At 65.1% G+C, this 24,157-nt stretch carries 25 protein-coding genes; 6 read left to right on the top strand and 19 right to left on the bottom strand.

All coding sequences use genetic code 11. The features are described from left to right. Positions 1-106: 106 nt before the first annotated feature. Positions 107-643 carry a VOC family protein gene (locus tag I603_RS09245; RefSeq protein ID WP_068864360.1) on the top strand — a complete coding sequence of 179 codons (537 nt, stop codon included), beginning with the start codon at positions 107-109 and terminating at the stop codon, positions 641-643. A gap of 37 nt (positions 644-680) precedes the next feature. Here I603_RS09245 and I603_RS09240 read toward each other — a convergent pair whose 3' ends face one another. Further along, on the bottom strand, positions 681-1,490 hold the full coding sequence (locus tag I603_RS09240; RefSeq protein WP_068864358.1) for a helix-turn-helix transcriptional regulator: 810 nt from the start codon (positions 1,488-1,490) through the stop codon (positions 681-683). Between the two features lie 168 nt (positions 1,491-1,658). On the opposite strand from I603_RS09240, the gene I603_RS09235 reads away from it, so the two are divergent. Both I603_RS09235 and I603_RS09230 read left to right on the top strand, forming a co-directional pair. Further along, positions 1,659-3,239: an AMP-binding protein gene (locus tag I603_RS09235; protein WP_198157240.1), complete on the top strand. Its 1,581-nt coding sequence runs from the start codon at positions 1,659-1,661 to the stop codon at positions 3,237-3,239. 82 nt (positions 3,240-3,321) lie between these two features. Further along, entirely contained in the window at positions 3,322-4,149 is an 828-nt protein-coding gene (locus tag I603_RS09230; protein WP_068864354.1) for a cytochrome b, read from the top strand. A gap of 22 nt (positions 4,150-4,171) precedes the next feature. On the opposite strand, the gene I603_RS09225 is transcribed toward I603_RS09230, so the two are convergent. The 12 genes from I603_RS09225 to I603_RS09170 form a co-directional block, all read right to left on the bottom strand. Then, positions 4,172-5,086, bottom strand: a complete 915-nt coding sequence (locus tag I603_RS09225) for an SDR family oxidoreductase (protein ID WP_068864352.1) — start codon at positions 5,084-5,086, stop codon at positions 4,172-4,174. 11 nt (positions 5,087-5,097) lie between these two features. Beyond that, a complete protein-coding gene (locus I603_RS09220; protein WP_068864350.1) occupies positions 5,098-6,306 on the bottom strand; it encodes an acyl-CoA dehydrogenase family protein in 1,209 nt (402 codons plus the stop codon). 54 nt (positions 6,307-6,360) lie between these two features. Next, positions 6,361-7,116 carry a ThuA domain-containing protein gene (locus I603_RS09215; RefSeq protein WP_068864348.1) on the bottom strand — a complete coding sequence of 252 codons (756 nt, stop codon included), beginning with the start codon at positions 7,114-7,116 and terminating at the stop codon, positions 6,361-6,363. A gap of 1 nt (position 7,117) precedes the next feature. Further along, positions 7,118-7,888 carry an SDR family NAD(P)-dependent oxidoreductase gene (locus tag I603_RS09210; RefSeq protein WP_068864346.1) on the bottom strand — a complete coding sequence of 257 codons (771 nt, stop codon included), beginning with the start codon at positions 7,886-7,888 and terminating at the stop codon, positions 7,118-7,120. Further along, a complete protein-coding gene (locus I603_RS09205; RefSeq protein ID WP_068864345.1) occupies positions 7,885-9,039 on the bottom strand; it encodes a thiolase family protein in 1,155 nt (384 codons plus the stop codon). The genes I603_RS09210 and I603_RS09205 overlap by 4 nt, the downstream gene beginning before the upstream one ends. After that, on the bottom strand, positions 9,036-9,461 hold the full coding sequence (locus I603_RS09200) for an OB-fold domain-containing protein (protein WP_068864771.1): 426 nt from the start codon (positions 9,459-9,461) through the stop codon (positions 9,036-9,038). Before I603_RS09200 ends, I603_RS09205 begins: the two co-directional genes overlap by 4 nt. A 23-nt stretch (positions 9,462-9,484) precedes the next feature. Next, on the bottom strand, positions 9,485-10,567 hold the full coding sequence (locus tag I603_RS09195; protein ID WP_068864344.1) for an acyl-CoA dehydrogenase family protein: 1,083 nt from the start codon (positions 10,565-10,567) through the stop codon (positions 9,485-9,487). Between the two features lie 5 nt (positions 10,568-10,572). Then, positions 10,573-11,814 carry a cytochrome P450 gene (locus I603_RS09190; RefSeq protein ID WP_068864342.1) on the bottom strand — a complete coding sequence of 414 codons (1,242 nt, stop codon included), beginning with the start codon at positions 11,812-11,814 and terminating at the stop codon, positions 10,573-10,575. Between the two features lie 98 nt (positions 11,815-11,912). Beyond that, the gene (locus I603_RS09185; protein WP_068864340.1) at positions 11,913-12,290 is read right to left on the bottom strand and encodes a limonene-1,2-epoxide hydrolase family protein; all 378 of its coding nucleotides are present in this window, start codon (positions 12,288-12,290) and stop codon (positions 11,913-11,915) included. Beyond that, positions 12,287-13,054 (bottom strand): ThuA domain-containing protein, encoded by a 768-nt coding sequence (locus I603_RS09180; protein WP_068864338.1) that lies wholly within the window; start codon positions 13,052-13,054, stop codon positions 12,287-12,289. The genes I603_RS09185 and I603_RS09180 overlap by 4 nt, the downstream gene beginning before the upstream one ends. After that, entirely contained in the window at positions 13,054-14,064 is a 1,011-nt protein-coding gene (locus I603_RS09175) for an NADP-dependent oxidoreductase (protein ID WP_068864336.1), read from the bottom strand. Before I603_RS09175 ends, I603_RS09180 begins: the two co-directional genes overlap by 1 nt. A 25-nt stretch (positions 14,065-14,089) precedes the next feature. Continuing rightward, a complete protein-coding gene (locus I603_RS09170) occupies positions 14,090-16,231 on the bottom strand; it encodes a molybdopterin-containing oxidoreductase family protein (protein ID WP_232305331.1) in 2,142 nt (713 codons plus the stop codon). Positions 16,232-16,362: 131 nt separating this feature from the next. On the opposite strand from I603_RS09170, the gene I603_RS09165 reads away from it, so the two are divergent. Beyond that, positions 16,363-17,367 carry an NADP-dependent oxidoreductase gene (locus I603_RS09165; RefSeq protein WP_068864334.1) on the top strand — a complete coding sequence of 335 codons (1,005 nt, stop codon included), beginning with the start codon at positions 16,363-16,365 and terminating at the stop codon, positions 17,365-17,367. Here I603_RS09165 and mobA read toward each other — a convergent pair. Genes mobA through I603_RS09150 form a run of 3 tightly spaced genes read right to left on the bottom strand, consistent with a single transcriptional unit; the run spans position 17,364 to position 18,625 of the window. After that, a complete protein-coding gene (mobA, locus tag I603_RS09160; RefSeq protein ID WP_068864332.1) occupies positions 17,364-17,876 on the bottom strand; it encodes a molybdenum cofactor guanylyltransferase in 513 nt (170 codons plus the stop codon). The genes I603_RS09165 and mobA overlap by 4 nt on opposite strands. Further along, positions 17,869-18,210 (bottom strand): putative quinol monooxygenase, encoded by a 342-nt coding sequence (locus I603_RS09155; protein ID WP_068864330.1) that lies wholly within the window; start codon positions 18,208-18,210, stop codon positions 17,869-17,871. Before I603_RS09155 ends, mobA begins: the two co-directional genes overlap by 8 nt. 4 nt (positions 18,211-18,214) lie before the next feature. Then, complete coding sequence (locus tag I603_RS09150) at positions 18,215-18,625, bottom strand: nuclear transport factor 2 family protein (RefSeq protein ID WP_068864327.1); 411 nt, start codon at positions 18,623-18,625, stop codon at positions 18,215-18,217. 125 nt (positions 18,626-18,750) lie between these two features. On the opposite strand from I603_RS09150, the gene I603_RS09145 reads away from it, so the two are divergent. After that, positions 18,751-19,563 carry an SDR family NAD(P)-dependent oxidoreductase gene (locus tag I603_RS09145; protein WP_068864325.1) on the top strand — a complete coding sequence of 271 codons (813 nt, stop codon included), beginning with the start codon at positions 18,751-18,753 and terminating at the stop codon, positions 19,561-19,563. A gap of 108 nt (positions 19,564-19,671) precedes the next feature. Here the strand turns inward: I603_RS09145 and I603_RS09140 are convergent, their stop codons facing one another. Further along, positions 19,672-20,448, bottom strand: a complete 777-nt coding sequence (locus I603_RS09140; RefSeq protein WP_068864323.1) for an SDR family NAD(P)-dependent oxidoreductase — start codon at positions 20,446-20,448, stop codon at positions 19,672-19,674. A 101-nt stretch (positions 20,449-20,549) separates the two neighbouring features. On the opposite strand from I603_RS09140, the gene I603_RS09135 reads away from it, so the two are divergent. Further along, on the top strand, positions 20,550-22,169 hold the full coding sequence (locus I603_RS09135; protein WP_068864321.1) for an FAD-dependent oxidoreductase: 1,620 nt from the start codon (positions 20,550-20,552) through the stop codon (positions 22,167-22,169). Here I603_RS09135 and I603_RS09130 read toward each other — a convergent pair. Further along, positions 22,166-23,431: a cytochrome P450 gene (locus tag I603_RS09130; RefSeq protein WP_068864319.1), complete on the bottom strand. Its 1,266-nt coding sequence runs from the start codon at positions 23,429-23,431 to the stop codon at positions 22,166-22,168. The two genes, I603_RS09135 and I603_RS09130, sit on opposite strands and share 4 nt — an antisense overlap. Further along, positions 23,431-24,018: a carboxymuconolactone decarboxylase family protein gene (locus I603_RS09125; protein ID WP_068864317.1), complete on the bottom strand. Its 588-nt coding sequence runs from the start codon at positions 24,016-24,018 to the stop codon at positions 23,431-23,433. The genes I603_RS09130 and I603_RS09125 overlap by 1 nt, the downstream gene beginning before the upstream one ends. Between the last annotated feature and the right edge of the window lie 139 nt (positions 24,019-24,157).

Here is a 24,157-nt window from a genome sequence, read left to right as displayed (position 1 = left end):
TTCGGGTGGTCCCTCGTCCCAGCATCCTCGCACTTTGTGCAGTATTGTGCGGAGAGAATATCACACAGGTTCGCAGGCGGGTCACCCTAGCGGATTGGAGAGGAACATGGCGCTTACCGGAAAGATTGCCGCGCTGGGCGAGGTGATGCAGCTGGCTTTCGTGCCGCAGGATTTCGATGCGGCGGTCGCGCACTGGACGAAAACCATGGGCGTCGGGCCGTTCCACCTGATCGAGGGTATCCATCTCGACGGGATGAAATACAAGGGCGAGCCGACCGGCGCGGTGTTCGACCTTGCGCTGGCCTATTGGGGCGACATCCAGATCGAGCTGATCCGGCCGCGTGACGATCACCCCTCGATCTATCGCGGCGAATACGGCTCTACCGGCAACGGACTGCACCATGTGTGCATTCTGGTGGACGACATCGCCGAGGCGCGCCGCGTCTGCGAAGCCGAAGGGGCCGAAGTGGTGATCGAAGGGCGGTTCGGCACCAGCGAGGTGATCTATGTCGATCCCGGGACGGGGCCGGGGACGCTGGTCGAGATCTTGCAGCAGGCCAAGGACGGGCCCGATCTGTTCGCAATTATCAAGGCCGCCTGCGCCGCATGGGACGGCAGCGAGCCGCTGAGGAAGCTGGGGTGAGGCCCCGCTCCTCCCTCAAGCGGGAGGAGCGGAAAGCTCAGTCAGATGCTCCAAGATATCCGAGCTGCCCGGCCTTGAAGATCGTCTGCGCGCGGTTCACTGAGTCGAGCTTCTCGCCCGCGCGGTGGATGTGGTAGCGGATCGTGGCGTGCGACCGGTTGAGGATCATGCTGATCTCCTTGTCGGTCTTGCCGATCGCGGCCCAGCGCAGGCATTCCACCTCGCGCTTGGACAGCACGCAGTCGGACGGGATGCGCCGCTTGGTGCGGTTGGCCTGCACGTAACCGGCGACGAAGCAGCGCGTCACCATCGCGAACAGTGCGCCATATTCGGCGAATTCGGCGGCAAGGTCTTCCTTGTTGCGGTCCATCGAGATGAAGCTCGAAGCGGAAATCTGGCCAAACGGCAGGTGCACAGGAATGACAATCGCGGCCTTGCACAACGCGCGCTTCTCGAAATCGGCAAGGTCGATCTCGTCGAGATAGGAATTGCGCCAGCGGGTGTTGAAGCCATGGCGGTTTACCCAGAAAGGCTCGCTTTCATAGCGGCAGGCGCGGGGCAGCGGCGAGTGAAGCGCCAGCCGGTGATCTTCCCACCAGCGCGCACCGTCATCCAGCCAGCGGAAGATATCTGCGTTGAGGATCGTGCCGTCGGCATCGACCATCGGCTCCTTGGAAGAGATGTCATCGCATACCGCGATCTGCATGCCCCGCTCCTGCGCGATTCGCGCCAGATTGACAGCGGCATCGTGGATGTCTTCGGGGCAGGTAATCGTCACCTGGTCGAGCAAAAGCTCAAGCGATTCGCGACCTTGCGGCGTCCGCAACTCGACAACATTGTGGGCCATTGTCAGCCTCGCTCCTCTCCTAATGTTCTCCCGCACAGGGACATTAGCGCAATTTCCGAGAATGTCCTCTCCATTTACGTAGGGGAAACAGGTTTGCGCGGGGGCTAGCGAAAATGAGAGAGGAGACATTCTGAAATGGGCTTTGCAGGTGCGAATTTTTGTGTGGCGTTGAAGCGCCTCGCACAGACAGTCCCGTCCGATCGGCCCGCGCTTGTCCATGGCGGGCGGGTGGTCAGCTGGGGCGAGCTCGATGCGCTCACCGACCGCATTGCCGCCGGGCTCGCCGCGCGCGGCCTCAAGCCTGGTGACATTGCCGGGCAGATGCTGCGCAACACGCCCGACTACATGCTCGCCTATTTCGGCTGCGTGAAGGCGGGGGTGGTGCCGGTCAACGTCAACTACCACTACAAGACGCGTGAGCTGGCGGATATTTTCACCCGCTTCGGGCTGAAGGCGCTGTTCACCGAAAGCGATTTTGCCGAGACGGCGCGCGAGGCCATGCCCGATGGCACGCTGACGGTCGATGTCGGGAGCGCCGACTGGACGGGGCTGTGCGAGACCGCCCTGCCCGCCGGTTTTGCCATCCATGACGACCCGCAGGCGCTGTTCCTGACCGCAACCGGCGGCACCACCGGCATGCCCAAGGCGGTGATGTGGCCGATGGATCAGGCATGGCAGGCCTTCAGCATCGGGGTGTGGCAACAGGGGCCGGGCAATCCGCCCTTCGTCGCCGGATCGCTCGATGAACAGGCCGCCCGGGCCGCGGCAATCGGCCCCGATCATCCCGCCAGCACCTCGCCGCTGCTGCTGCTATCCCCGCTGATGCACGGCGCGGGGCAGTTCACCGCCGTGATCCACCTGCTCAAAGGCGGCACGCTGGCGCTGCTGCCCGCGCCGAAATTCGATCCCGATTTGGCCTTGGACGAGGTGAAGCGGATCGGGGCTAGGGGCCTGTTCATCGTCGGCGATGCCTTCGCCCTGCCGCTTGCCGACCGGCTCGATGCGCGCGGCGACGGGGCCGAGGTGCTGGCCTCGCTCAGGAGCATCACCTCCTCGGGCGCGGTTTTCTCGCCCGCGCTGAAGCAGCGCCTCATCGCGCATCATCCGGCGCTGATGATCATCGACGCGCTCGGTTCTTCGGAAAGTTCGGGCACCGGGATCGTCATCACCACCGCGCAGGGCTCCAGCGGCGGGGGCAAGTTCCAACCGCTGCCGGGGCGCGAGACCGGGCTGTTCGACGAGAACCTCCAGCCCATTCTCCCCGGGTCGACAAGCGTCGGCATCGTTGCACGCACCGGGCCGCTGCCGCTGGGCTATCTCGGCGAGGACGAGAAGAACGCCCAGACCTTCCCGGTGATCGGCGGCAAGCGCTGGCTGATGACCGGCGACCGCGCGCGCTGGGCGGCGGATGGCACACTAGAATTCATCGGCCGCGACAATATGTGCATCAACACCGGGGGCGAGAAGGTCTTTCCCGAAGAGGTCGAGGCGGTGCTGCTCGATCATCCGGCGGTACATGACGTGCGGGTGGTGAGCCTGCCCGATCCGCGCTTCGGCAGGAAGGTTGTGGCGGTGGTGCAGCCGGAGAGCGAGGTGTCGGAGGAAGCGCTCGATGCCCACGCCCGCGCCGGGCTGGCGGGCTACAAGATCCCGCGCCTTTACGTGATCACCGACCAGTCCCTGCGGCTCAACAACGGCAAGCCCGACTACAAGACCGCGCAGGCGCTGGCCGACGCTGCCGCGGGATAGGCCGGTTCGGACGGATTGACAGACGGCGCGCACTCGCCCGATAGGCCGGCCCTTACCACTCGCAGACTTACGCGGAACACCAATGGGGATCGGATATCTGGCGCTGGCGCTGGTGCTGGCGCTAACGCTCAATGCACAGGCGCGCTGGCTGCGTGTGGCGGGAACACTGCTTGCTGCCGCCGGGCTGTTCATGATGGTCTATTCGATCATCCTTGCCGACCTCGACGGAACCTTTGCCGCCATTCCCGCGAGTGCGCCGCTGATCGTGCGGATCACTCCGTTCATTCTCAACACCCAGGCCGTGATTGCGACGGTGGCAATGCTGTTCCTGCTATGGTCGGCATGGTTGCAGACCCGGCGCCCGGTTCACGAGCAGCTGCCGCTGCGTAATGACGAGGCCCGTTTCGGCGTCGTGTCGCGCGGATTTCACTGGGCGATGGGGATCATGATGCTGTGCCTCGTGCCGATCGGGCTGTTCATGGCCGTGCTCCCCGAAAGCGCTCCGGAACGCAGCGATTTCGTCGCAGCGCATCAATCGCTCGGGATCACCGTTTTCGTGCTTGTCATCGGCCGCATTGGCTGGCTGATGGCGAGCCCGCCGCCCGCTCCGCTTGCTGTAGCGGGCACATGGGAACATCGTCTGGCACGCCTCGTCCATATCGGTCTTTACGGCGCGCTGCTGGCCTTTCCGCTGAGCGGCTATCTGCTGCCGCAAGGGGGCAGCGCCGATTTCTACGGTTGGAGGGTCGCCGCGCCGGACTGGCCCGCTGCCGCTGGCGCCGCGCGGCTGATCCATGCCTGGGTCTTGCCGCTGCTGTTCTACGCCACGCTGGCGCTGCACCTGCTGGCCGTGCTGAAGCGCCACTTCTCCGATGGCGACAGGCAGGCGGTTCGCCGGATGCTGCGCTGAGCCTGCGTGGGCAATCGAGCGGTCAGCCGACCGTTCGTTCCGCCTTGTCCTTCGCGTTGGTGCCCTTGATCATCGCGCGCATCTGCTCCCATTCGGCATCGCCGAGCGCGTGGAGCATCGGATAGAAGGTCCCGCCGGTTGCCTGGAAGCCCGCACCGTCGATCGCGATGGTCTGCCCGTTCACATACTCCGCGCCCGGCCCCATCAGGAACACCGCGAGGTTGGCAAGCTCGTGCATCTCGCCCGCCCGGCCCATCGGGTTCATCGCGTTGTTCGAATTGCCGCCCGACCCGCCCGGATTGAGCCGCGCGCTCATGCCCTTGGTCGGGAAAAGGCCCGGGGCGATGGCGTTGAAGCGCAGGCCATAGCGGCCCCATTCGGTCGCGAGGCTCTGGGTCATGGCGTTGATCGCGGTCTTCGACATGGCGGAAGGCACCACGAAGGCGCTGCCCGACCACACCCAGGTGGTGAGGATCGACAGGAAGCTGGCCTTCTTCTTCTCCGCAATCAGCCGCTTGCCGATGTCGAGCGTGACGTAGAAGGTGCCGCGCATCACGATGTCGGCAATGGCGTTGAAGCCGTTCACCGACAGGTCTTCGGTGCGGCTGATGAAGTTGCCCGCCGCATTGTTCACGACGCCGGTCAGCGCGCCTCCGTCCGCCCAGATCGCATCCACCATCGCGTGGATGGCATCCGGATCGCGGATATCGCAGGCCATGCCGACGATCTTGCCGCCGGAATCCTTGGCGTGGAGGGCGGTCAGCTCGGCGGCGGTTTCATCGAGCTTGTTCTGGCGTCGCCCGCAGATGTAGACGGTCGCACCGAGCTTGAGGAAGGCTTCGGCCATCTCGCGACCGAGGCCCGTGCCTCCGCCGGTGACAAGAATCCGCTCGCCCTTCATCAGGCCGTCGCGGAACATCAGCTTGGATACGTCCATTATCTGTCCTCTCAGAGACCGAGCACGGTCTTGGCGATGATGTTCTTCTGCACCTCGTCCGATCCGCCGAAGATCGTGGCGGCGCGATTGTTGAGGTAGCGGCCCATCGCCGTCTGCGCCATTTCGCTGCCCACTGGTTCGGGCGCCTCGTTACCGTAGAGCGGGCGTTCCAGCGGCAATTGCAGCGCGTCCGGGCCGAGCAGTTCGAGGCGCAGCACATCGACCTGCTGGCCGATATTCGAGCCGAGCAGCTTGACCAGCGAGGTCTGCGGCCCGGGTGCGCGGCCCTTGGCGAGTTCGGCGAGGATCCGCAGTTCGGTCACCTCGAGCGCCTCCGCCTCCAGCCGCACACGGGCGAGCCGGTCGCGGAAACGCGGGTCATGCGCAATCGCGCCGTTCACGCCCGAGGGCTGGGTCTGCGCCAGTTCCTCCAACCGCTCGATGCTCTGGAGCAGGCGGGGGGCAAAGCACGATCCGCCGCGCTCATTCTCCAGCAGGAACTTCGCGATGCTCCAGCCCTGGCCTTCCGCGCCGATGCGGTTCTCCGCCGCGGTTCGTGCATCGGTGAAGAACACCGCGTTGACCTCGTGATCGCCCGACATCGAATGGATCGGGGTCACTTCCACGCCCGGCTGGTCCATCGGCACCAGCAGGAAGCTGATCCCGGCCTGCTTCTTTACCGATGCATCGGTCCGCACCAGTGCGAAGATCCAGTCGGCATGGTGGGCATGGGTGGTCCAGATCTTGGAGCCGTTGATCACATATTCATTGCCCTCCAGCCGGGCCGAGGTCTTGAGGCTGGCAAGGTCGGAACCGGAACCGGGCTCTGAATAGCCCTGGCACCAGTAATCCTTACCCGAAAGGATGCCGGGCAGAAAGCGCGCCTTCTGTTCGGGTGTCCCGAACTCGCAGATCACCGGGCCGACGAGGCGCAGGCCGAGGATTGCGAGCGCGGGAGCCCCTGCAAGCGCGCATTCCTTTTCAAAGATGAATTTCTGCGTCGGGGTCCACCCTGTTCCGCCGTCCTCCTTGGGCCAGTGCGGGGCGACCCAGCCTTTCTCGTAGAGGATGCGGTGCCACTCCATCCCGATATCGGGTTCCACGAACACGCCGGGCGTGCGCCGTGCGCCGTCGCGCAGGCGTTCGGGCAGGTTGTCGCGCAGGAAAGCGCGCACTTCCTCGCGGAAGGCGATGTCCTCAGGGGAGAAGTCCATGTCCATGTCAGTCAATCCCACTTGTTCTCCGGCAGATACGGCTCATCGGCCCTGCCAGCTTCAGTCCCCGTCCCGCATGGCCCAGGCGATCGAACGCCGCAGCAGGTCATAGTAGACGTCGTAATTCCAGGCGCACATTTCCTTGTGCGGGTAGAAGTCGACCATGCCGGGAAGGTCGTAGTGCCCCCGGCAATGGCCCAGCGCGTTGTAAACGATGCGGCCTTTGCCGATATCCCTCGTATAAACGATAGGAACCGTGGTCTTGGGCCACTGGCTTTGCGTGAAGCCGGTCGCCTCGCCTTCGAAGGTGGTCTGCATCAGGGTGTCGATCGGTGCGGTGGTCTTGGACAGGTAAAGCTCGTCCACCACCTCGAAATCCGCGATGCCGCGGGTCAGCTCGTGGTCCTTGTTGACCACCTCGACCGGAAATTTGTCGATCGGCGGGTGGGCAACAAACTGCGTGCCGAGCATTTCCATCACGTCGGGACGGTCATCGGGTGCATCGACGAGGCCTTCGGCGGTGAAGACGAGGATCGAATTGGTGCCGTGGAGCGCCATCCACTTGCCACCCTTGTCGAGCCACGCGCGCAATTGCTGCGCCTGTTCGGGGGTCGGCATCAGGTCGCAGGTATAGGTGATGAGAAAGCGGCACTGGTCGAGCCGCTCCAGCCCCGAATAATCCGCCGCCACCGTGGTGCGGATCTGTGGATGCTCGGCCAGCAGCTTGAGGATCTCGAGCCGCGGATAGTCGATATCGTGATACTTGCCCGCGGCGATGAAATGCGCGTCGATGCGGGTGGCGGGTTGTTCTGCCATGTCAGCTCCTGATGCTGCCGCCGCCATCGACGGTAAAATCGCAGCCGGTGGTAAAACCTGCCTCGTCGCTGGCGAGGAACACGACGGCACGGGCGACTTCCTCGGGCTCGCCGATGCGGTTCATCGGGTGGGTGGCGGCGAAACTGGTCTCGATGTTCTCCGGCGTGTCGGCGCCCGAAAACTTGTAGCGGTTGTACATCGGGGTGCGGATTGCGCCCGGGTGGACCATGTTGACGCGGATCGGAAGGCCCCGTTCGGCGAGGTCGAGCGCGACCGATTGCGTCAGGCCCCTGAGGCCCGCTTTCGACGCCGAGTAGGCTGCAACGAAAGCCGCAGGGCGCATCGCGATCATCGAGCCGATATTGACGATTGCACAAGGCTCGCCGCTTGCCTCCATCGCCGGGATCGCGGCGCGCATCCCATAGAAGGGGCCGTTCAGATTGATGTCGATGGTGCGCTCCCAGACGTCGAGCGACCCGTCGGAAACATTGCCCGGCTCGGAAATGCCGGCGATATTGCAAAGCACGGTAAGCTTGCCGAAATGGCCGCGTGTGGCAGAGACGGCTGCTTCCCACTGGTGCAAATCGCGAACATCGAGTTGGGTCGCGGCGGCGCGCTCACCCAGTTCGGCGGCCAGTTCCTGCGCCTTTTCCAACTGGACATCGCCCAGCATGACGCTGCCGCCCTCGCCCACGATCAGGCGCGCGACCGCCGCGCCGATCCCTTCCGCGCCGCCCGAAACCAGCGCGACCTTGCCCTGCATCCTGCTCATTCGCGCTCCAGAATCGCCACGCCGGACAGGCCGGGGGCGCCGTAGACGTGACTGTAACCGAAGCGGGGCTTGCCCGGCACCTGCCGCTCGCCGGCGCGCTGGCGCAGCTGCTGGACGTTCTCATAGACCTGCCTGAGACCCGATGCCCCGATCGGCTCCCCACAGGCGAGGCATCCGCCATCGGTGTTGACCGGAAGCTTGCCGCCGTTGATTTCGGTCCAGCCGTTCGCGAGCCATTCCTCCTGCTCGCCGTCCTTGCAGAAGCCGTTTTCGGCCATGTGCATGATTTCCGCGCCGCTTTCGGTGTCCTGCAGTTGCGCAACCGAGATGTCCTCGGGCCCGATGCCCGCCTTCTCGAAGGCTGCCTGCGAAGCGAGCACGGTGGGCTTGCCGCCTTCCTCGATGCTGATGCCGGCCTGGAACACCTCGAAGGAATTGGGCGGACGGGTTTTGACCGAAACCGCGCGGATCTTGACCCCGTCCGCGCCCAGTTCCTTCATTTTCTTCTCGCTCGCGAGGATCAGCCCCACCGCGCCCTCTGCCGGCGAGCAGAACATGTATTTGGTCAACGGGTCGTTGATCATCGGCGCGTTCATGATCGTGTCGAGGTCGACCGGGCTGCGGCGCCAGGCGTGAGGTGTGATCGTGCCGTTGCGGAACGCCTTTTCGGCTACCCGGCCCAGCGTCGTGCGGCTGATTCCATGAAGCTGCATGTAGCGCTGGATCTTCAGGGCGAAGAACTGCGTCGTCAGCATCATGCCGGTCTGGCCGTACCACTCGGGCAGGCCGTATTCGGCGGGCTTGGCATTGAACGCACCGCGCGGGTGCTTGTCGAAGCCGACCGCCAGTGCGAGGTCATACATGCCGCTTGCAATCGCCTGCTGCGAGGCGGCAAGTGCGCTGCCGCCGGTGGCGCAGCCATTGGCGACATTGGTGAAGGGGAGCGAGGTCAGCCCCAGCTCGTTCACCATGATATCGGCATTGCCCGCTGCAGCGGAGCCGCCATAGGCACATTCGATATCGGGCCATTCGAGCCCCGCATCCTTCAGCGCCTCGCGCACGGCATAAACACCCTGTTCGCGGCCTGACCGGCCGTCCGTGCGCCCGAACGGATGGATGCCCGCACCGATGATATAGACGTTCTCGCTCATGCGGCCTGACTTTCAGCTTGGGAGACGGGGCGGAAGGCGAAGGTGTCGTAGCGCGCATTGAACGGCACGATGCAGAACTCCAGATCCATGCCGAGATGCAGATCCTCCAGCCGCGCATCGACAATCCGGCTTTCGACGATCACTTCGCCGGGCAGTTCGACATAGCCGAGCAGGAAGGGCTTAAAGTCGGGCGGGCCTTCGCCGGGGCCGCTGCCGGGGCCTTCATAAGGCTCCTTGGGCAGGAAGCCCTGCGAAGTCCACGACCACAGCTTGCCGCGGCGTGACAGCTTGTAAGGTTCCACGCCCTCGGCCGCGTCGCCGACCGGCATTGGAAAGACGATCTCGCCCGAAGGCAGCTTACCGCCCATCAGGTGCGGTTGCGGATCATCGCTCCACAGGTCCGGGTCGATCTTTTCGCCCATGTCAGTCCCCTCCAGCCCGCGCGTCACGCCGCGAGCGCATATTCCGCCAGCACGGTATCGACGTCGCCGAACAGCCGCGCCAGCACCAGCACGCGCTTCAAAGCGTGGCCGATGGCAAGTTCGTCGGTTATCCCCATGCCGCCATGCATCTGCACCGCCTCGCGCGCGATGTGATCGACATTCTCGGCGATGAAGGCCTTGGCACCGGCGGTAGCGCGCTGCCTTGCGGCGGTGTCGGCACGGTCGGCCAATGCGGCGCGGTATAGCATCGAGCGCGATTGTTCCTCCCGCGCGTAGCAATCGACCAGCCGGTGCTGGAGCGCCTGGAAGCTACCGATCGCAACGCCGAACTGTTCACGCTCCTTCACATAGGCCAGCGTGTCATCGAGCAGGCGCTGGCCGAGGCCGACCATCTCGGCGGCGGCGTAAAGGCGCATTTCGGCAGCAATGGCATCGAGCGCCTCTGCGTCGAGCGAAAGCTGTGCGCTGGCAGGGGTTCGGGTCAGCTTCAACTCGCCCGCGATGCTACCATCGGCCAGCCGATAGGCGCGCACTTCAAGCCCCGGCGCATCCCCCGGCACAAGGAAGCAGGCGGTTTCGCCATCAAGCTCGGCAGTCACGATGAACAGGTCAGCGAGCGCGGCTCCCATAACCATGGTCTTTTCGCCGCTGAGGGTGAGGCCGTCCGCGCCGGTTTCGGCTTTCATGCCCTTGGGGTGCAGACTGTAGCGTTGCCCCCGCTCGGTCCACGCAAGAGTGGCGATCGTCTCGCCCGACAGCACCCCTTCGAGCACTTCGCCCGCGCCCCCGCGTTCGAGCAGCAGCGCGGGCAGGATGCCGTGTTCAAGCAGCGGGTCCGGCGCATTGGCCTTGCCGATGGCTTCCGCCACCAGCGCCAGATCGAGCGGGGACCCGCCCATGCCGCCGGCATCCTCCCCCGCTGCCAGCGCGACCAGGCCAAGCTCGGCCAGTTGCTGCCAGCGCGCCCGGTCATATCCGTTGGGCGACAAACGCAGCCGCCGCCGCGCCTCCACGTCGACAGGCGCTGCAAAGCGCTCCACCGAGGAGACAAACATTTCCTGTTCTTCGGACAGGTCGAAATTCATGGGGTTCAGACTTTCCGGGTGAAGGTGATCGGCAGGCGAGTGACGCCGCGCAGCAGGATATTGGGCAGGATGCGGATGCCGTCCTCATCAGCCACCGCGAAATCATCGAGCCGCTCGAGCAGTTCATCGAAGGCGACCAGCATCTCCTTGCGGGACAGCATGTTGCCCACGCACATGTGCGGACCCTTGCCGAAGGCGAGGTGGGTGCGGGCATTCGTGCGTTCGATGTCGAACTTGTCGGGATCGGGAAATTTCCTGGGATCGCGGTTGGCCGCGGCATAGCGCAGCTGCACCACGCTGCCGTTCGGGATTTTCATGCCGCCCAGCTCGGTGTCGGCCTTGACGATGCGCCACATGCCCGCGGTCGGGGTTTCATACCGAAGCGACTCTTCGACGAGGTTGCCGATGACCTTCGGATCACGTCCGCCTGCGGCGGCCTTTGCCTTCGCCATCTGGTCGGGATTGCGGATCAGCTGGAGCAGCCCCCCGGCGAGCGTCGAAGTGGTCGTCTCGTTCCCGGCCACCATGAACTGCTGCATGATCGACATGATTTCCGGATCGGTCAGCGGGGTTTCGCCTTCGACCCGGGCCTCGACCAGATCGGTCAGCAGATCGTCGCCGCCATTGGCGCGGCGATCGTCGATCTTGCCCTTCATGTAGTGCTGGAATTCGACCAGGCTGCGCGCACATTCCTTCTTGCGCTCGTGATCGACCATCTGGCTGAAACGGTCGACTGCGGCATCGGACCATTCCTTGACCTGTTTGGGATTGTCGTCGAGCCCGATCTGCCCGGCGATCATCGCCACCGGCAGCGGCACGGCGAATTCCTCGACGAATTCGCATGACCCCTTGTCGGCGAAGGCCTCGATCAGCTCGATCGACTTGGCGCGCATGTCGGCCTCGATCGCGTTCACGCGCGGGGCGGAAAAGGCGAGGTTCACCAGCTTGCGGTTGCGGGTGTGCACCGGATGATCTGCGGTCAGCAGGGTCGGCACGTCGGGCCAGCCCTCTGCGAGAATGGCCTGGATTTCCTCGTCCGCCTCGCGCCCCATCAGAACGCTGAAATCGTTTGAATACATCTCCGGCTTGCCGAGTGCCTCGTTGCACAGGTCATAGCTGTAGACGACGTAGGTGTTCATCCCTTCGAGCAGTTCGATTTCCACTCCGGCCTCGTGGATGGCGCGGTAGTAGTCGAACGGATCGACCAGCGTTTCGGGGGCAAACACATTGCCTTCGGGCTTGTTCATGGCGAAAGGCTCCAAACCTTGCAGATCATGAAGGCAAGCCTAGCCATGAGTGCGCCTGCGATGCGATGCGCGTTTGTGTTAGGGTCGGCAGTGTGCGGTCAGGCGCCTGCGAATTCGCGCTGGAATTCGCCCATGTCGAAATAGTCGCGCCAGGCGGTGATGCGGCCGGCTGCGCCTATCTCGAAGGTGCCCATCACCCGGATCGCGGCCGAGCGTCCGTCCTTGAAGGTGAAGCCGTCGGTGCGCTCGGTCAGCACGGTGTTGCCATTGGCGGCAATGGCGCGGGTCTGCCAGTCGCACGCGGCGATATTGGCGAGAAAGCCTTCGACCATCGCGCGCATCGCGGTGGTGCCGTGGATCGGCTCCATCGGGATGTTGTGATAGACGATGTCGTCCGCACACAGTGCGAGCATCGCGTCAATGTCGCAGGCGTTCCAGCAGCCGATGAAGGCTTCGACGGTTTCTTGCGGGGTCATGCGGTTTCTCCTGAGGTGTATTCGAGCGCCTGGGCGAGCATCCGGCGCACATGCGGGTTGGCGTAGGTCGCCGGGCCGTCGCCGAATTGCAGGTAGACTAGCGGTGCGGGGCAGTTGCAGCTTTCCCATGCCACGCAATCGCTGCCGGACGGGTGGTCCCAGCCCTCGCGGGAGAACATCGCGCCTGCGACGGCATTGGCGGCCGAGTAGAAATTGTCCGCGGTGAAGGCGAAGCCCCCGGCGCGGACGAGCGGGACAATCACGCTTTCGTCGATGGGGCAAAGGTAAAGCTCGTCGGTAACGGGGAAGCCGGCCGGAAGCCCGCGCGTGACCGCGTGATCGGCGACAATGCGCGCTTCGTAGGCGACATCGTGGCGATAGCCGGAATCCGCGCCGTGCGCGCCGGGCTGGTAGTGAAACTGTCCGCCGAGCCACGCGTGCCACTCCGGCCATTCGGCCCATCCGGCCAGGGCATGGTGCATCGCCACCGCGCCCTTGCCCGCTGCGAAGCGCGCCGAGATGGCCGCGCGATAGGCCGGCGAGGGCGGGCGCATCGTCACCCCGCCCTCGCCGAAGCTGTAGCCCGGCATGTCGTAGAACAGCAGCGCATCGGCGGCGAGGATAGCCTGCGCGGCATCGGCCTCGCCGCCTTCGGGGTGGATCAGGTGGGTGATTTCCCACTCTCCGAGCGCGCCCAGCAACTCGGCGAACGGCCCGGCCTCGTAGGGGTGCCCCCCTGACAGCACGAGCAGCGAACGGGGCATCAGGCGATCTTGAGGATCATCTTGCCGTCATTGGTGCCCGCAAACAGCCGCATGAAACTGTCGAAGGCATTCTCCAGCCCCTCGTCGATATGCTCGTCGATGGTGAGGCGGCCTTGCGCCGCCCAGACGCCCATTTGTTGCGCGCCCTCGCCGAAGCGTTCGACATAATCGGCCACCAGCAGACCCCTGATTTGGGCACGCTTGACGATCAGCTGCCACAGGTTGCGGATGCCGCGCGGCTCGGTGTTGTACTCGCTGATGAGGCCGCACAGCCCGACGCGCGAATGGAGGTTGAGGTTCATCAGCCCCGCATCGAGGATCATCCCGCCGACATTTTCGAAAATCACGTCGACCCCGTCCGGGCAGGCTTCGGCGATGGCGGCGGTCAATGCCGCTTCATCCTTGCCGCGATAGTCGATGGCCGCATCGAAGCCGTATTTCTCGATAAGGCGCGCGCATTTGACAGGCCCGCCGGCAATCCCGACAGCGCGGCACCCGTGGATCTTGGCAAGCTGGCCGACAAGGCTGCCGACCGCCCCCGCCGCGCCCGACACCAACACAGTCTCGCCCGCTTTCGGCTCGCACACTTCGAGAAAGCCGAAATAGGCTGTCATCCCGACAGCGCCGAAGATCGACAGGTAATTGGTGACGCTTGGCACCAGTGACGGGTCGATCGGCTGGGTGAAACCGCCTGCGACGCCGATCGAGTAGTCCTCCAGTGCATTGAGCCCCATCACCCACTGGCCGGGCTCAAACCCTTCGGCGCGGCTCGCCTCGACCACGCCGATGGTGCTGGCGCGCACCGGATCGCCAAGCGGGATCGGCGGCATGTAATTGCCCTCAGCATCCATCCAGCCGCGCATCGCCGGATCGAGCGAGGCGTAGTGGTTGCGGATCAGGAACTGGCCCTCTTCCAGCGCGGGTGTGTCTTCGGTGACGAGTTCGAAATCCTCGTGAACCGGCGTGCCAGTCGGGCGGCGCTGGAGCAGGAAGCGGCGGTTCTGGGGCATATCTGTCTTTCGTTTGGCGAGATAATCAGGCCGGTTCGAGCTTCACCGGAATGGCGCTTTGCAAGGACTGGCCCGTGATCGGATCATAATCGACCACCTCGCTCACCAGCCGGTTGGTCGAGGAACCGCGTTCGCGCACATCCTCCTTGGTCGCGTCGGCATCCCCGTAGGCATGGGCCATCGAAACGATCCCGCGCCGCACCTTGTCGCTTGCCTTGACCACGCCGTGGATGGTGGCGTGGGGGCTGGTGATCGCGACCAGCCCGCCTTCCTCCAGCCCCAGCGCCGCCATGTCTTCCGGGTGGATATAGGCGGGGTTGGTGGTGGTCTTGGCCTGCAATCTCTTGAGCGGGTGGCCGATGGAATTGAACCGCGTTTTCGACCGGCGGCTGATCAGGCGGAAGTCGAAGCCCGCCTTGCTGGCCGGATTGGCGGCATATTTCCCGATCTCCGCCGGCATCGCGCCGACCGCCAGATCGAAGCGGTGGAAGTCGCTTTCGTCGAGCGGTTCGACCTTGGGGTGGACTTCGGGATAGATCACCGCCGCCCCGCCGTTGGCGCGGCAATCCTCGCGCACCTTGCTGGGCGGCACGAGGCAGCCGGTCACCGCCAGATCGAGGAATTCCTGCTTGGTCGGCTTGCGGTCCATCGGCAGCGGGCCGCCGTTCAGCATCATCTGGATCCCGAGGTGGTGCGCCAGCGTCCAGAACATCTCGTATTCGTCGATCACGTCACCCGGCGGCGCGACAATCGCTTCGGTGTAGCGGGCATAGGGTTCCTCGTGCCACCATTCCGAAAGGCTGGTGATGTCCTCGCGCTCAAGGCATTGCGAGGGCGCGAGTACCACGTCGGCGCGGCGGGCCGAGGCGCTCATCCACGGGTCGATCTGCACGAACAGTTCAAGATCATCCAATGCGCGGACCATCTTGGCCTGGTCGGGGAAGCCGACCACCGGATTGCCGCCGACCGAGATCAGCGCGCGCACCTGGCCCTCGCCCGGCGTGAGAATCTCGTCGGCCAGCACGTTGCACGGCATTTCCCAGCCCAGATGCCCCAAACCCCGGAAGCGCGACTTGGGCATGCCTTCCGCGCCGAACATTGGCACCGGCGGCGCGACCTGTGCGCGGCGCGCGGTCTGGTAGGGGCTGAACACGCCCGGAATCGCGGCCTTCTCGCCCTCCTGCTTGAAGCGGGCACAAATCGTGTTGAGGCAGGTGACGAGATATTCGGTCAGCGTGCCGTGGCCCGCCATTTCCGGGCCGGTGCCGGTGGTGGCGCAGCCCTTGGTGCCCCCGGCAAACATCCGCGCGGCGGCCACCAGCTGTTCCTTGTCTAGCCCGGCGCGTTCCGCCGCCACTTCGGGCGGGAAGGCCTTCACCGCCTCGGCCAACTCATCGAACCCGTCGACATGCGCGGCGACGAAATTGCGATCATACAGCCCTTCGGCGATGATCACGTTGAGCATCCCCGCCAGCATCGCCGGATCCTCGCCCGGCTTGACCGGCAGGTAGATGTCGGCAAGCCGCGCGACATCGCTTTCGCGCGGGTCGGCGACGATCAGCTTCAGGCCTTCGGCCTTCTTGTCGCGGATGCGGCGCGAGGGGCTGAAGGGCGGCACGCCCCCGACCGGCGCATAGTGCGACACGATCGGGTTGTTGCCGATGAACATGGCAACGTCGCTCTCGCTGAAGGTGTTCGGTCCCGCCATCCACTTGCCGTAACGCGCGGTGGTGAAGACCTTGGCGGGCTGATCGAGCGTTACCGAGGTGTAGAAATTGCGGCTCCCCACGGCCTGCGCGAAGCTGAGCGATGCGGCCATCGCAGCCGAGTTCTGGAAGCCGCCCGAACCCATGAACACCGCCACCGAATGCGGGCCATGGGTGTCGATGATCCGGCGCAGCTCGGAGGCGACATGGGCCAGCGCCTGATCCATCGGGGTTTCGACGAATTCGCCCGCTTCGTTCCTCACCAGCGAATGGTGCAGGCGGTTTTCCGAATTGTGCGAATCCGGCAGCTCGCGGCCCTTCATGCAGGTGTAGCCGCCATAGGCGGGGTCCTGCGGATCGCCGCGCACTTCCACCACCTTTCCGTCGACGACATCGACTTCCATCGCGCAATTGGCGTGGCAGAAACGGCAGAAGGTCTTGTGAGTCTCGGCGCCCATCATCTCTCTCCTTGAGACCGACAAACTACCACAGGGGGCAGGGCGCTCGACTGATACTTTTGTCCGTGGAGAGGCGGCTTGCGGACCCGCAATAGAACCGGCAGACAATTCCTTGCGAGATGGGGAGATACCCGATGCCCACTACCACCCGCCAATGGCTGTTGAACGGACACCCGCGCGGTCGCGGGATCGAGATCGACAACGACTTCCGGCTGGTAGAGGCCGAGCTGCCCGATCCGGGACAGGGCGAGATGCTGCTCAAGACGCACTATCTCGGCTTTGATCCGGCGCAGAAGGGCTGGATGGAGAACATCGCCGATTACGTCGCGCCGATGAACATCGGTGACGTGATGCGCGGCAGCGGGATCGCGGAAGTGGTGGCGTCGAACGGCGGCAGGTTCGCAGTCGGTGACATGGTGTTCGGCACCACCGGCTGGACCGAATACCTCGTCACCGACGGCAAGGAGCTGACGAGGGTCGAAACCGAACTCTCGCCCACCGCCGTCCTGTCGGTGCTGGGGACGACCGGGCTGACCGCCTATTGCGGCCTGTTCAAGGTCGGCAAGCCCGTGGCGGGCGACACCGTGCTGGTTTCTGGCGCGGCGGGCGCAACGGGCAGCATCGTCGGCCAGCTCGCCAAGATCGCCGGGTGCCGCGTGGTCGGTATCGCGGGCGGCAAGGACAAGTGCGACTGGCTGGTGCGCGAGGCGGGCTATGACGCCGCGATCGATTACAAGGCGGGCGGGGTGAAGGAGCAGATCCGCGAGCTGTGCCCGCGCGGCGTGGACGTGATCTACGACAATGTCGGCGGGAAGATCCTCAACGACATGCTGGCCTGCATCGCCACCGGGGCGCGGGTGGTGATCTGCGGCGGGATCAGCCGTTACGAGACGGGGAGCCTGCCTGCCGGGCCGGAAAACTATTTCAACCTCGTGTTCCGGCGCGGCACTATGGCGGGCTTCATCGTGCTCGACTGGGCGAGCGAGTTTCCCGGCATCCGCAAGCGGCTCGAAGGCTTCGTCAAGGGTGGCAGCCTCAAGTATCAGGAAGATATCCAGCACGGTTTCGAGAATGCGCCGCAGACTTTGCAGCGCCTGTTCACCGGGCAGAACCGCGGCAAGCAGATGCTCAAGCTTTAAGGCAGGTCCTCAGGCCGGTTCACATTCATGAGCCGAGCGGCCAGCATCACTCGCCGCGCGCCGATGTGATCCGCGAAGCGGTAGAGCGAGCGGCCGCCTCCGGCGATGAAGTCGGCGAGCAGCGGTGCGGCTTCGGCTGGCCACAGGCCGACGACCGGCTGGCTCTCGACGATTGCGGCACCTTCCCCAGCGAGTGCGGCGGCGAGACTGTGCGGCAGGTCGGGTGCGTCCACTCCGGCAGAAAGCACGTGGGTGGAGCCTTGCTCTCCCGCATGGCGCAGCGCTGCCGCGAGCCCGCCCAACGGGCCGAGCCCCGCTTCGGGCCAATCGGGGATGCAGGCAAAGCCCGGCTCCTCGCGGCCGCACACGACCAGCCTGTCGGTTTGCGCCAGAAGCGCAGCCGCGACCCGGTCGATCAGCCGGGTGCCTTCAAACAGTGCCTGCGCCTTGTCGCTGCCAAACCGCCGCGCCTGTCCGCCGGCAAGGATGGCGCCCAGTAGCCTAGTCAAAGGCCTCGGTCGCCACGCCTTCAGCATTGTAGACCGGCCCTTCGGCGTCCACGCGATATTTCTTGCTCACCGCGGCGGTGATGCCGAACTGGCCGATATGATCGCGCATCCCGGTATAGGCCGGGTCGCGGAAATGCGCGGCGAGGGCTTCCTCGCTCTCCCATTCCTCGAACACGTTGACCCGTGCGGGGTTCATCGAACAGGCGCTCCAGTCGTAGTGGATGCAACCCTTTTCAGCGAGCGCGGCCTCGATATGCGGGCGGGCGCTGCGCAGCGCCTCCTCGCGCTGGGCGGGATCGAGATCGATCTGCGCGGAAATGACAATCTTCGCCATGGCTTTACCCTTCCACTCCGAATTCCGCGACGATGCGGAAGGTGCGGCTGGTGAACACCCAGCGCCCGTCGATCTTCGCCAGCGTGTCTTCATACAGCCCGCCGACATGGCGCGCCTTGGCATCCTTGGGCTTGAGGATCTCCTGCGTCTGCACGCGGGATTTCGCGGTGTTGCCGTCGATTTCGATCATGCACGGCACGCATTGGAAGCTGACCGCCTCCAGCCCGCCCATTGCGCCGTTCCAGAAGGCGACGATGGCGTCCCTGCCCTTGGTCTTGTGGCCCATCAGGTCCCAGTCGGCATCCTCGGCCCAGACGCTTCCCCAGGTCTCGGCATCAAAGCGCACCACGCCATCGGCATAGGTGCCGTTGAGTTCGGCAATCGCGACGCGATCTTCCAGCGGTCCGGTGAACATTGCTCGCTCTCCCTCGAATATGGGGAGGCTATCGGGCGGGTTAGGCACGCGGACAATGGACACTTTTGGGAAGGGTCGCTCCGCAAGGATGCGTGGTAGGCGCTGTGCCGGAGAGGAGACAAGCGATGGGACAACTCGAAGGCAAGAGCGCGGTCATTCTGGGGGCGGCATCGCCCGGCAACATGGGGCAGGTCATCGCCCGCCTGTTCGCGGCCGAGGGCGCGAAGGTCATGGTGGCGGGCCGCAAGCAGACCCCGCTTGCCGATCTGGCGGCGGAAATCGGCGGGGAATACGCCCTGTGCGACATCACCAGCCATGCCGAGGTTCACGCGCTGGCCGACAAGGCGAGGGACACCTTTGGGCGGGTCGATATCGCGATCAACACCACCGGCTGGGGCCTGCTGGCGAACACGCTGGAGATCACGCAGGAACAGCTCGAACAGATCACCGACCTGCAATTCAAGGGGGTGCACCACTTCGCGCAGGCCTTTGTGCGGGTGATGAGCGAGCAGCAGCCGACCGGCGGATCGATCATCTCCTTGAGTTCTGCCACCACCAAGGCGCTGATCAACAACCACATGGCCTATATCGCCTCGAAACGCGCGGGCGAGGCGATGATGGAATGCGTGGCCAATGATTTCGGGCACCTGGGGATCAAGGCCAACACCGTTTCGCCCGCCTTCACCGAAAGCCCCATGACGTCGGACAGCTTCCAGGTGCCCGGCCTCGTCGATGCTTTCGTTCCGCGCTATCCCTTGGGGCGGCTCAACACCTCGGAGGATGTCGCCCATGCCTGCCTGTGGCTGTCGAGCGACCATGCCTTTGTGACGGGTCAGAACATCCAGCCCAATGGCGGGCTGACCCTGCGCGGCAATCCGCAGGCGCGCGACATCGAGGCGGCGGTCGGCGCGGCGATGGCGAAGTTGCAGGAAGGCTGAGCGATGCGGCGATGTTTCAGATGAAACATCGCCGCGAGGGGCCGCAAGGCGCGCGCGAACAGGGGTCTGGAGGGGGTCGAGACCCCCGCGAAGCCGGTCAAAGCGCCTTCAATACTGGGCTGTGCCCCCGTCAACGCTGATCTGCGCGCCGGTGATCCCCGCGCCCGCCTTGCTGGCGAGCAGCACTGCCACCGCGGCGATTTCCTCGACCTCGTTGGGGCGCTTGATCGCCGCTTCCTGCGCGAACAGATCGATCATCTCCTCGAACTCCATCCCCATTGCCTTGGCCGTGGCGGGGCCGTTGTTGCGGATGATGTCGGTGATGACGAGGCCGGGGCAGATCGCGTTGACCGTCACGCCCTGGGGGCCCACCTCGCGCGCCAGGCTCTTGGTCATGCCGTTCACCGCGTGCTTGGCCGCAGAGTAAGCCGTCAGCACCGGCTTGCCGTGCTTGCCCTCCATCGACGAGATGTTGATCACCCGCCCGTCGCCCTTCTCCAGCATCACCGGCAGCGCGCGCCGCGTTGCCCAGAAGGTCGAATAGACATTCCACTTCATCGCCTCGTCGAAGGCGTGATCGGACAGGTTGACCAGCGGCTGCAGGTCGCCCGCGCCGCCTGCATTGTTCACCAGAATGTCGAGCGTGCCGAAATGGGCGATGGCCTTGTCGATGAAACCTTCAAGATCGGACTGGTTCATCACGTCGCCGGCGACGAAAAGGCCGCGCTCGCCTGCGCCCATTTCTTCGAGCACCTTCGCGCCCTTTTCCGCATTGCGGGCGAACAGCGCCACCTTTGCGCCCTCGGCAAGGAACGCCTCGGCGATCCCGCGCCCCATCCCCGCCGTGCCGCCCGTGATGGCGGCGACCTTGCCTTCCAGTTTCATGGTTCTCTCCTTTCACCGGTGGTTAGCCGCACCGGCAGGCGGGCGCACCTTGCCAAAATGACGGGTTGCCCGATCCTGCCTCGCAGGCGTCTAACCCCGACATGAGCGATGTCGATGTGATCGTGCTGGGAACGGGCGCTGCCGGAATGGCCGCCGCGCTTGCCGCGCACGAGGCGGGGGCAAAGGTCGCGCTGGTCGAGCGCGGCGACCGCATCGGCGGCACCTCGGCCATATCGGGCGGGGTGATCTGGGTGGCGGACAACCCCCGGATGCGGGCAGCGGGCATGGCCGACAGCCGCGAGGACGCGCTCGCCTATTTCCGCAGCCTTAATCACGGCGATCTGGTGGACGAGACGCTGGAAGCCTTTGTTGGCAAGGGGCCGGAGGCGCTGGCCTTCCTCGAAGGTATCGACGCGCTCAAGGTGGCGGTGCTGCCGGGCTATCCCGACTACTATCTCGACCGGCCCGGCGCGAAGCCCGAAGGCTCCCGCGCGCTCGACCACGACCTGTTCGCGCTGGGGGAACTGGGCGACTGGGCGGCGAAGATCTACGCCATTGAAGAACCCAAGCCCCTGATGCTGCGCGAGACGCCGCTGGGCGGGGCGACCGCCATGCCGCCAATGGAGGTGCTGGGCCAGCGCATGGCTGCACGGCAATGCGGGTTCGGGCAGGCGATGGTGGCGCGATTGCTCAAGGCCTGTCTCGACCGCGGGATCGAACCGGTGCTCGGGGTGGAGACGCACCGGCTTGTGAAAGACGGCGCGCGCATCACCGGCATCGAAGGCGAGCGTGACGGCGCGCCCTTTGCCCTCGCCGCGCGCCGGGGTGTGATTGTCAGCACCGGCGGGTTCGAATGGGACGAAGACCTGCGCCAGACCTTCCTGCGCGGCCCCGTCACCGCGCCCGCCAGCCCGCCGACCGCGCGCGGCGAGGGGCTGAAGCTGGCGATGGCGGCGGGCGCGAAGCTCGGCAACATGACCAGCGCATGGTGGGCGCCGACCCTTGTCCAGCCCGATGCGCCCTGGGCCAGCGGCGAGAGCCGCGCGCAGATCATCCTGATCGAGCGCACCGTGCCGCATGCGATCATGGTCAATCGGTCAGGCAAGCGGTTCTGCAACGAGGCGGCGAATTACTCCGCGCTGGGCGGCGTGTTCCACCAGTTCGATCCGGCGACTTACGACTATCCCAACCTGCCCTGCTGGCTGGTGTTCGACGCGCAATATGCCGAACGCTATCCGCTGGGCACACGCCAGCCGGGCCAGCCGATTCCGGATTGGGTGATGCGCGATGACACGCTTGCAGGGCTGGCGGCGCAGATCGGTATCGACGGGGCGGCGCTGGAGGAAACCGTGGCGCGCTTCAACGTCCATGCCGACGCGGGCCATGATCCCGATTTCGGGCGCGGGACGAGCGCCTATGACCATTTCTACGGCGATCGCAGCCGGGAAGGCGCCGCCGTCACGCTCGGCGCGATCCGGGAAGCGCCGTTCTACGCGGTGGAAATTTCATCGGGCCTGCTCGGCACCAATGGCGGGCCGAGAACGGACGGTCAGGCGCGCATCTTGGGGCATGATGGCGCGCCGATCCCCGGCCTGCTCGGCGCGGGCAATGCCATCGCCTGTCCGACGGGCGGGATTTATGCAGGCGCGGGCGGGACGCTCGGCCCGGCGATCACCTTCGGCTATATCGCCGGTCGGACGGCGGCGCGGGCGAACACCTAGCGCTTCCTCGCCACAAACTCGATGTTGAGCTGCTTCAGGCTCCGCAGCAGGAAATGCGGGTGATAGCTGAAATCGTTCTGCCCTGGCGCAAAGTCCATGTCCTCGAAGCGGTCGACCACGGCCTGGAAGCCCCATGTCAGCTCCCGCCTTGCTAGCGGCGCGCCGAGGCAGTGGTGCGTGCCTGACCCGAAGGCCATGTGCGCGCCGGCCTTGGGCCGGTCGAGATCGAGCTTTTCGGGGCATTCGAAGAAGCGTTCATCGCGGTTGGCCGCGCCGTAGCGCACATTAATCACCGATCCGGCGGGGATCGTCACCCCGTCCAGCTCCACATCCTTGTGAGTGAAGCGCATGAGGCTCTGCACCGGGCTTTCGAGCCGCAGCACCTCCTCGACGAAATTGCGCATGTATTTTTCCGGATCGGATTTGAGCTTCACCCACACGTCCTTGTTCTCGATCAGCAGCTTCATGCCGGCGGCGAGCGCGTTGGTGGTGGTTTCCGAGCCGCCGACGAAGGTGTCGGCCATCATCTCGGCGTGGAGTTCGTTGTCGTTGAGGGGCCGCCCCCAGCCCTCGATCACGGTGTTGACCAGCACCGAGATAAGGCTGCCGTCGGGTTCTTCCCGCAGGCGTTCGAAGATCGGCTGGAAATAGTGCTGCGCCTCGATCTCGCGGTCGACCATCTCCAGGTGCCTGTCCTCTGGCAGCATCAGAGAGATGCGGTGGAAGAAGGCGTCGGTCCAGCCCTTGATGCGCCACATGTCCTCGCGCCTGGCGCCCATCTGCTCGCCGATGATGAACAGCGGCAAGGGGACGCAGAACTGGCGCACCCAGTCGCATTTCCCGTCCGCGAGGAATTCGTCGATCAGCTCGTAGGCGAGGGTTTCGACCCGCGGATCGATCTCCTTGATGCGGCTGGGCTTGAACGCCTCGTTGAACATCGCGCGCATCTGCTTGTGGTTCGGATCGTCCCGGCCCGCCAGCGTCGGTGCGGGGAGCCAGCCTTTCTCCTTGAAGCGCTGGGCGACCTTGCGCCCGCGTTCCATGTCGACGGGGCTGGCGCGCATCAACTCGTTGGCGGCAGTCGAGGGGAAGCGCTGCGGGTCCATCAGCACCTCGCGCACGTGGTCATAGCGGCTGACGACCCAGATCTGCGTGCCGGGGATGTTGTACACCGGCGCCTCGTCGCGCAAGGTCTTGTAGGCCTCGTAGGGGCATTGCTGGAGCTCGGGATCGAACAGGTTGATTGCGGGGGGCTGGTTCATCAGCGCACCTCGATTTTCTCGGCGCCCCATGGCGCGATGCTCTCCGCCTTGCGGAAGGCTTCGGGCAATTCCTCGACCATGTGCCAGGTCGCGGCGAGCCGACCGAAACCGACGAAGAAGGCGACCGTCATGCCCAGTTCGACGATCTGGCTTTCCGTGAAGTGCTGGCGCAGATCGTCATAGACCGCATCGTCGATGGCGAGGTGGTCTGTCGCCATCAGCTCGCCGTAACGGATCGCGGCTTTCTCTGCCGCCGAAAGGTTCTCCGCCTCCTGTGGGCGTTCGAGCGAGCACACCAGCCCTTCGGTCACCCCGTCGGCGACCGCATCGGAATAGCGGATCGCCATGCACGAACGGCACTGGTTGAAGAAGGCGACGCGCAGCCGCACCAGCTCCACCAGTCTGTCGGGCAGCGAGCGGTTCATTTTCAGCGCCCCGCCAAACGCCATCAGCCCCAACGCCTGCTCGGGGCAATGGGCGAAATAGCGGGTCAGGCCCTGTTCGAGATCGGTCAGATTGTCCGGCCGGATCGCCTTGACCAGGCGTTCGTCCCATTCCTCCGGCGGCAGCTTGGCAATTCGGCTCACGTCTCTCTCCCCGTGGGCCTCACAAAATAGCCCGTTTCCGTAAGGGCGAGGCTGCGGGACAAGCTTCGCATCAGCAATTGGCGGATTCGCTAAGCGGGTCGCCGTCGCGATGGGAGAGGCGGATTGCAGGCGGAACACC

Origin of the sequence: Erythrobacter dokdonensis DSW-74 (genome assembly GCF_001677335.1) — a bacterium.
In the GTDB taxonomy this organism is placed as follows: Bacteria; Pseudomonadota; Alphaproteobacteria; order Sphingomonadales; family Sphingomonadaceae; genus Erythrobacter; species Erythrobacter dokdonensis.
Note: the sequence above shows the minus strand (reverse complement) of the source record. Positions and strands in the feature narration are given on the sequence as shown.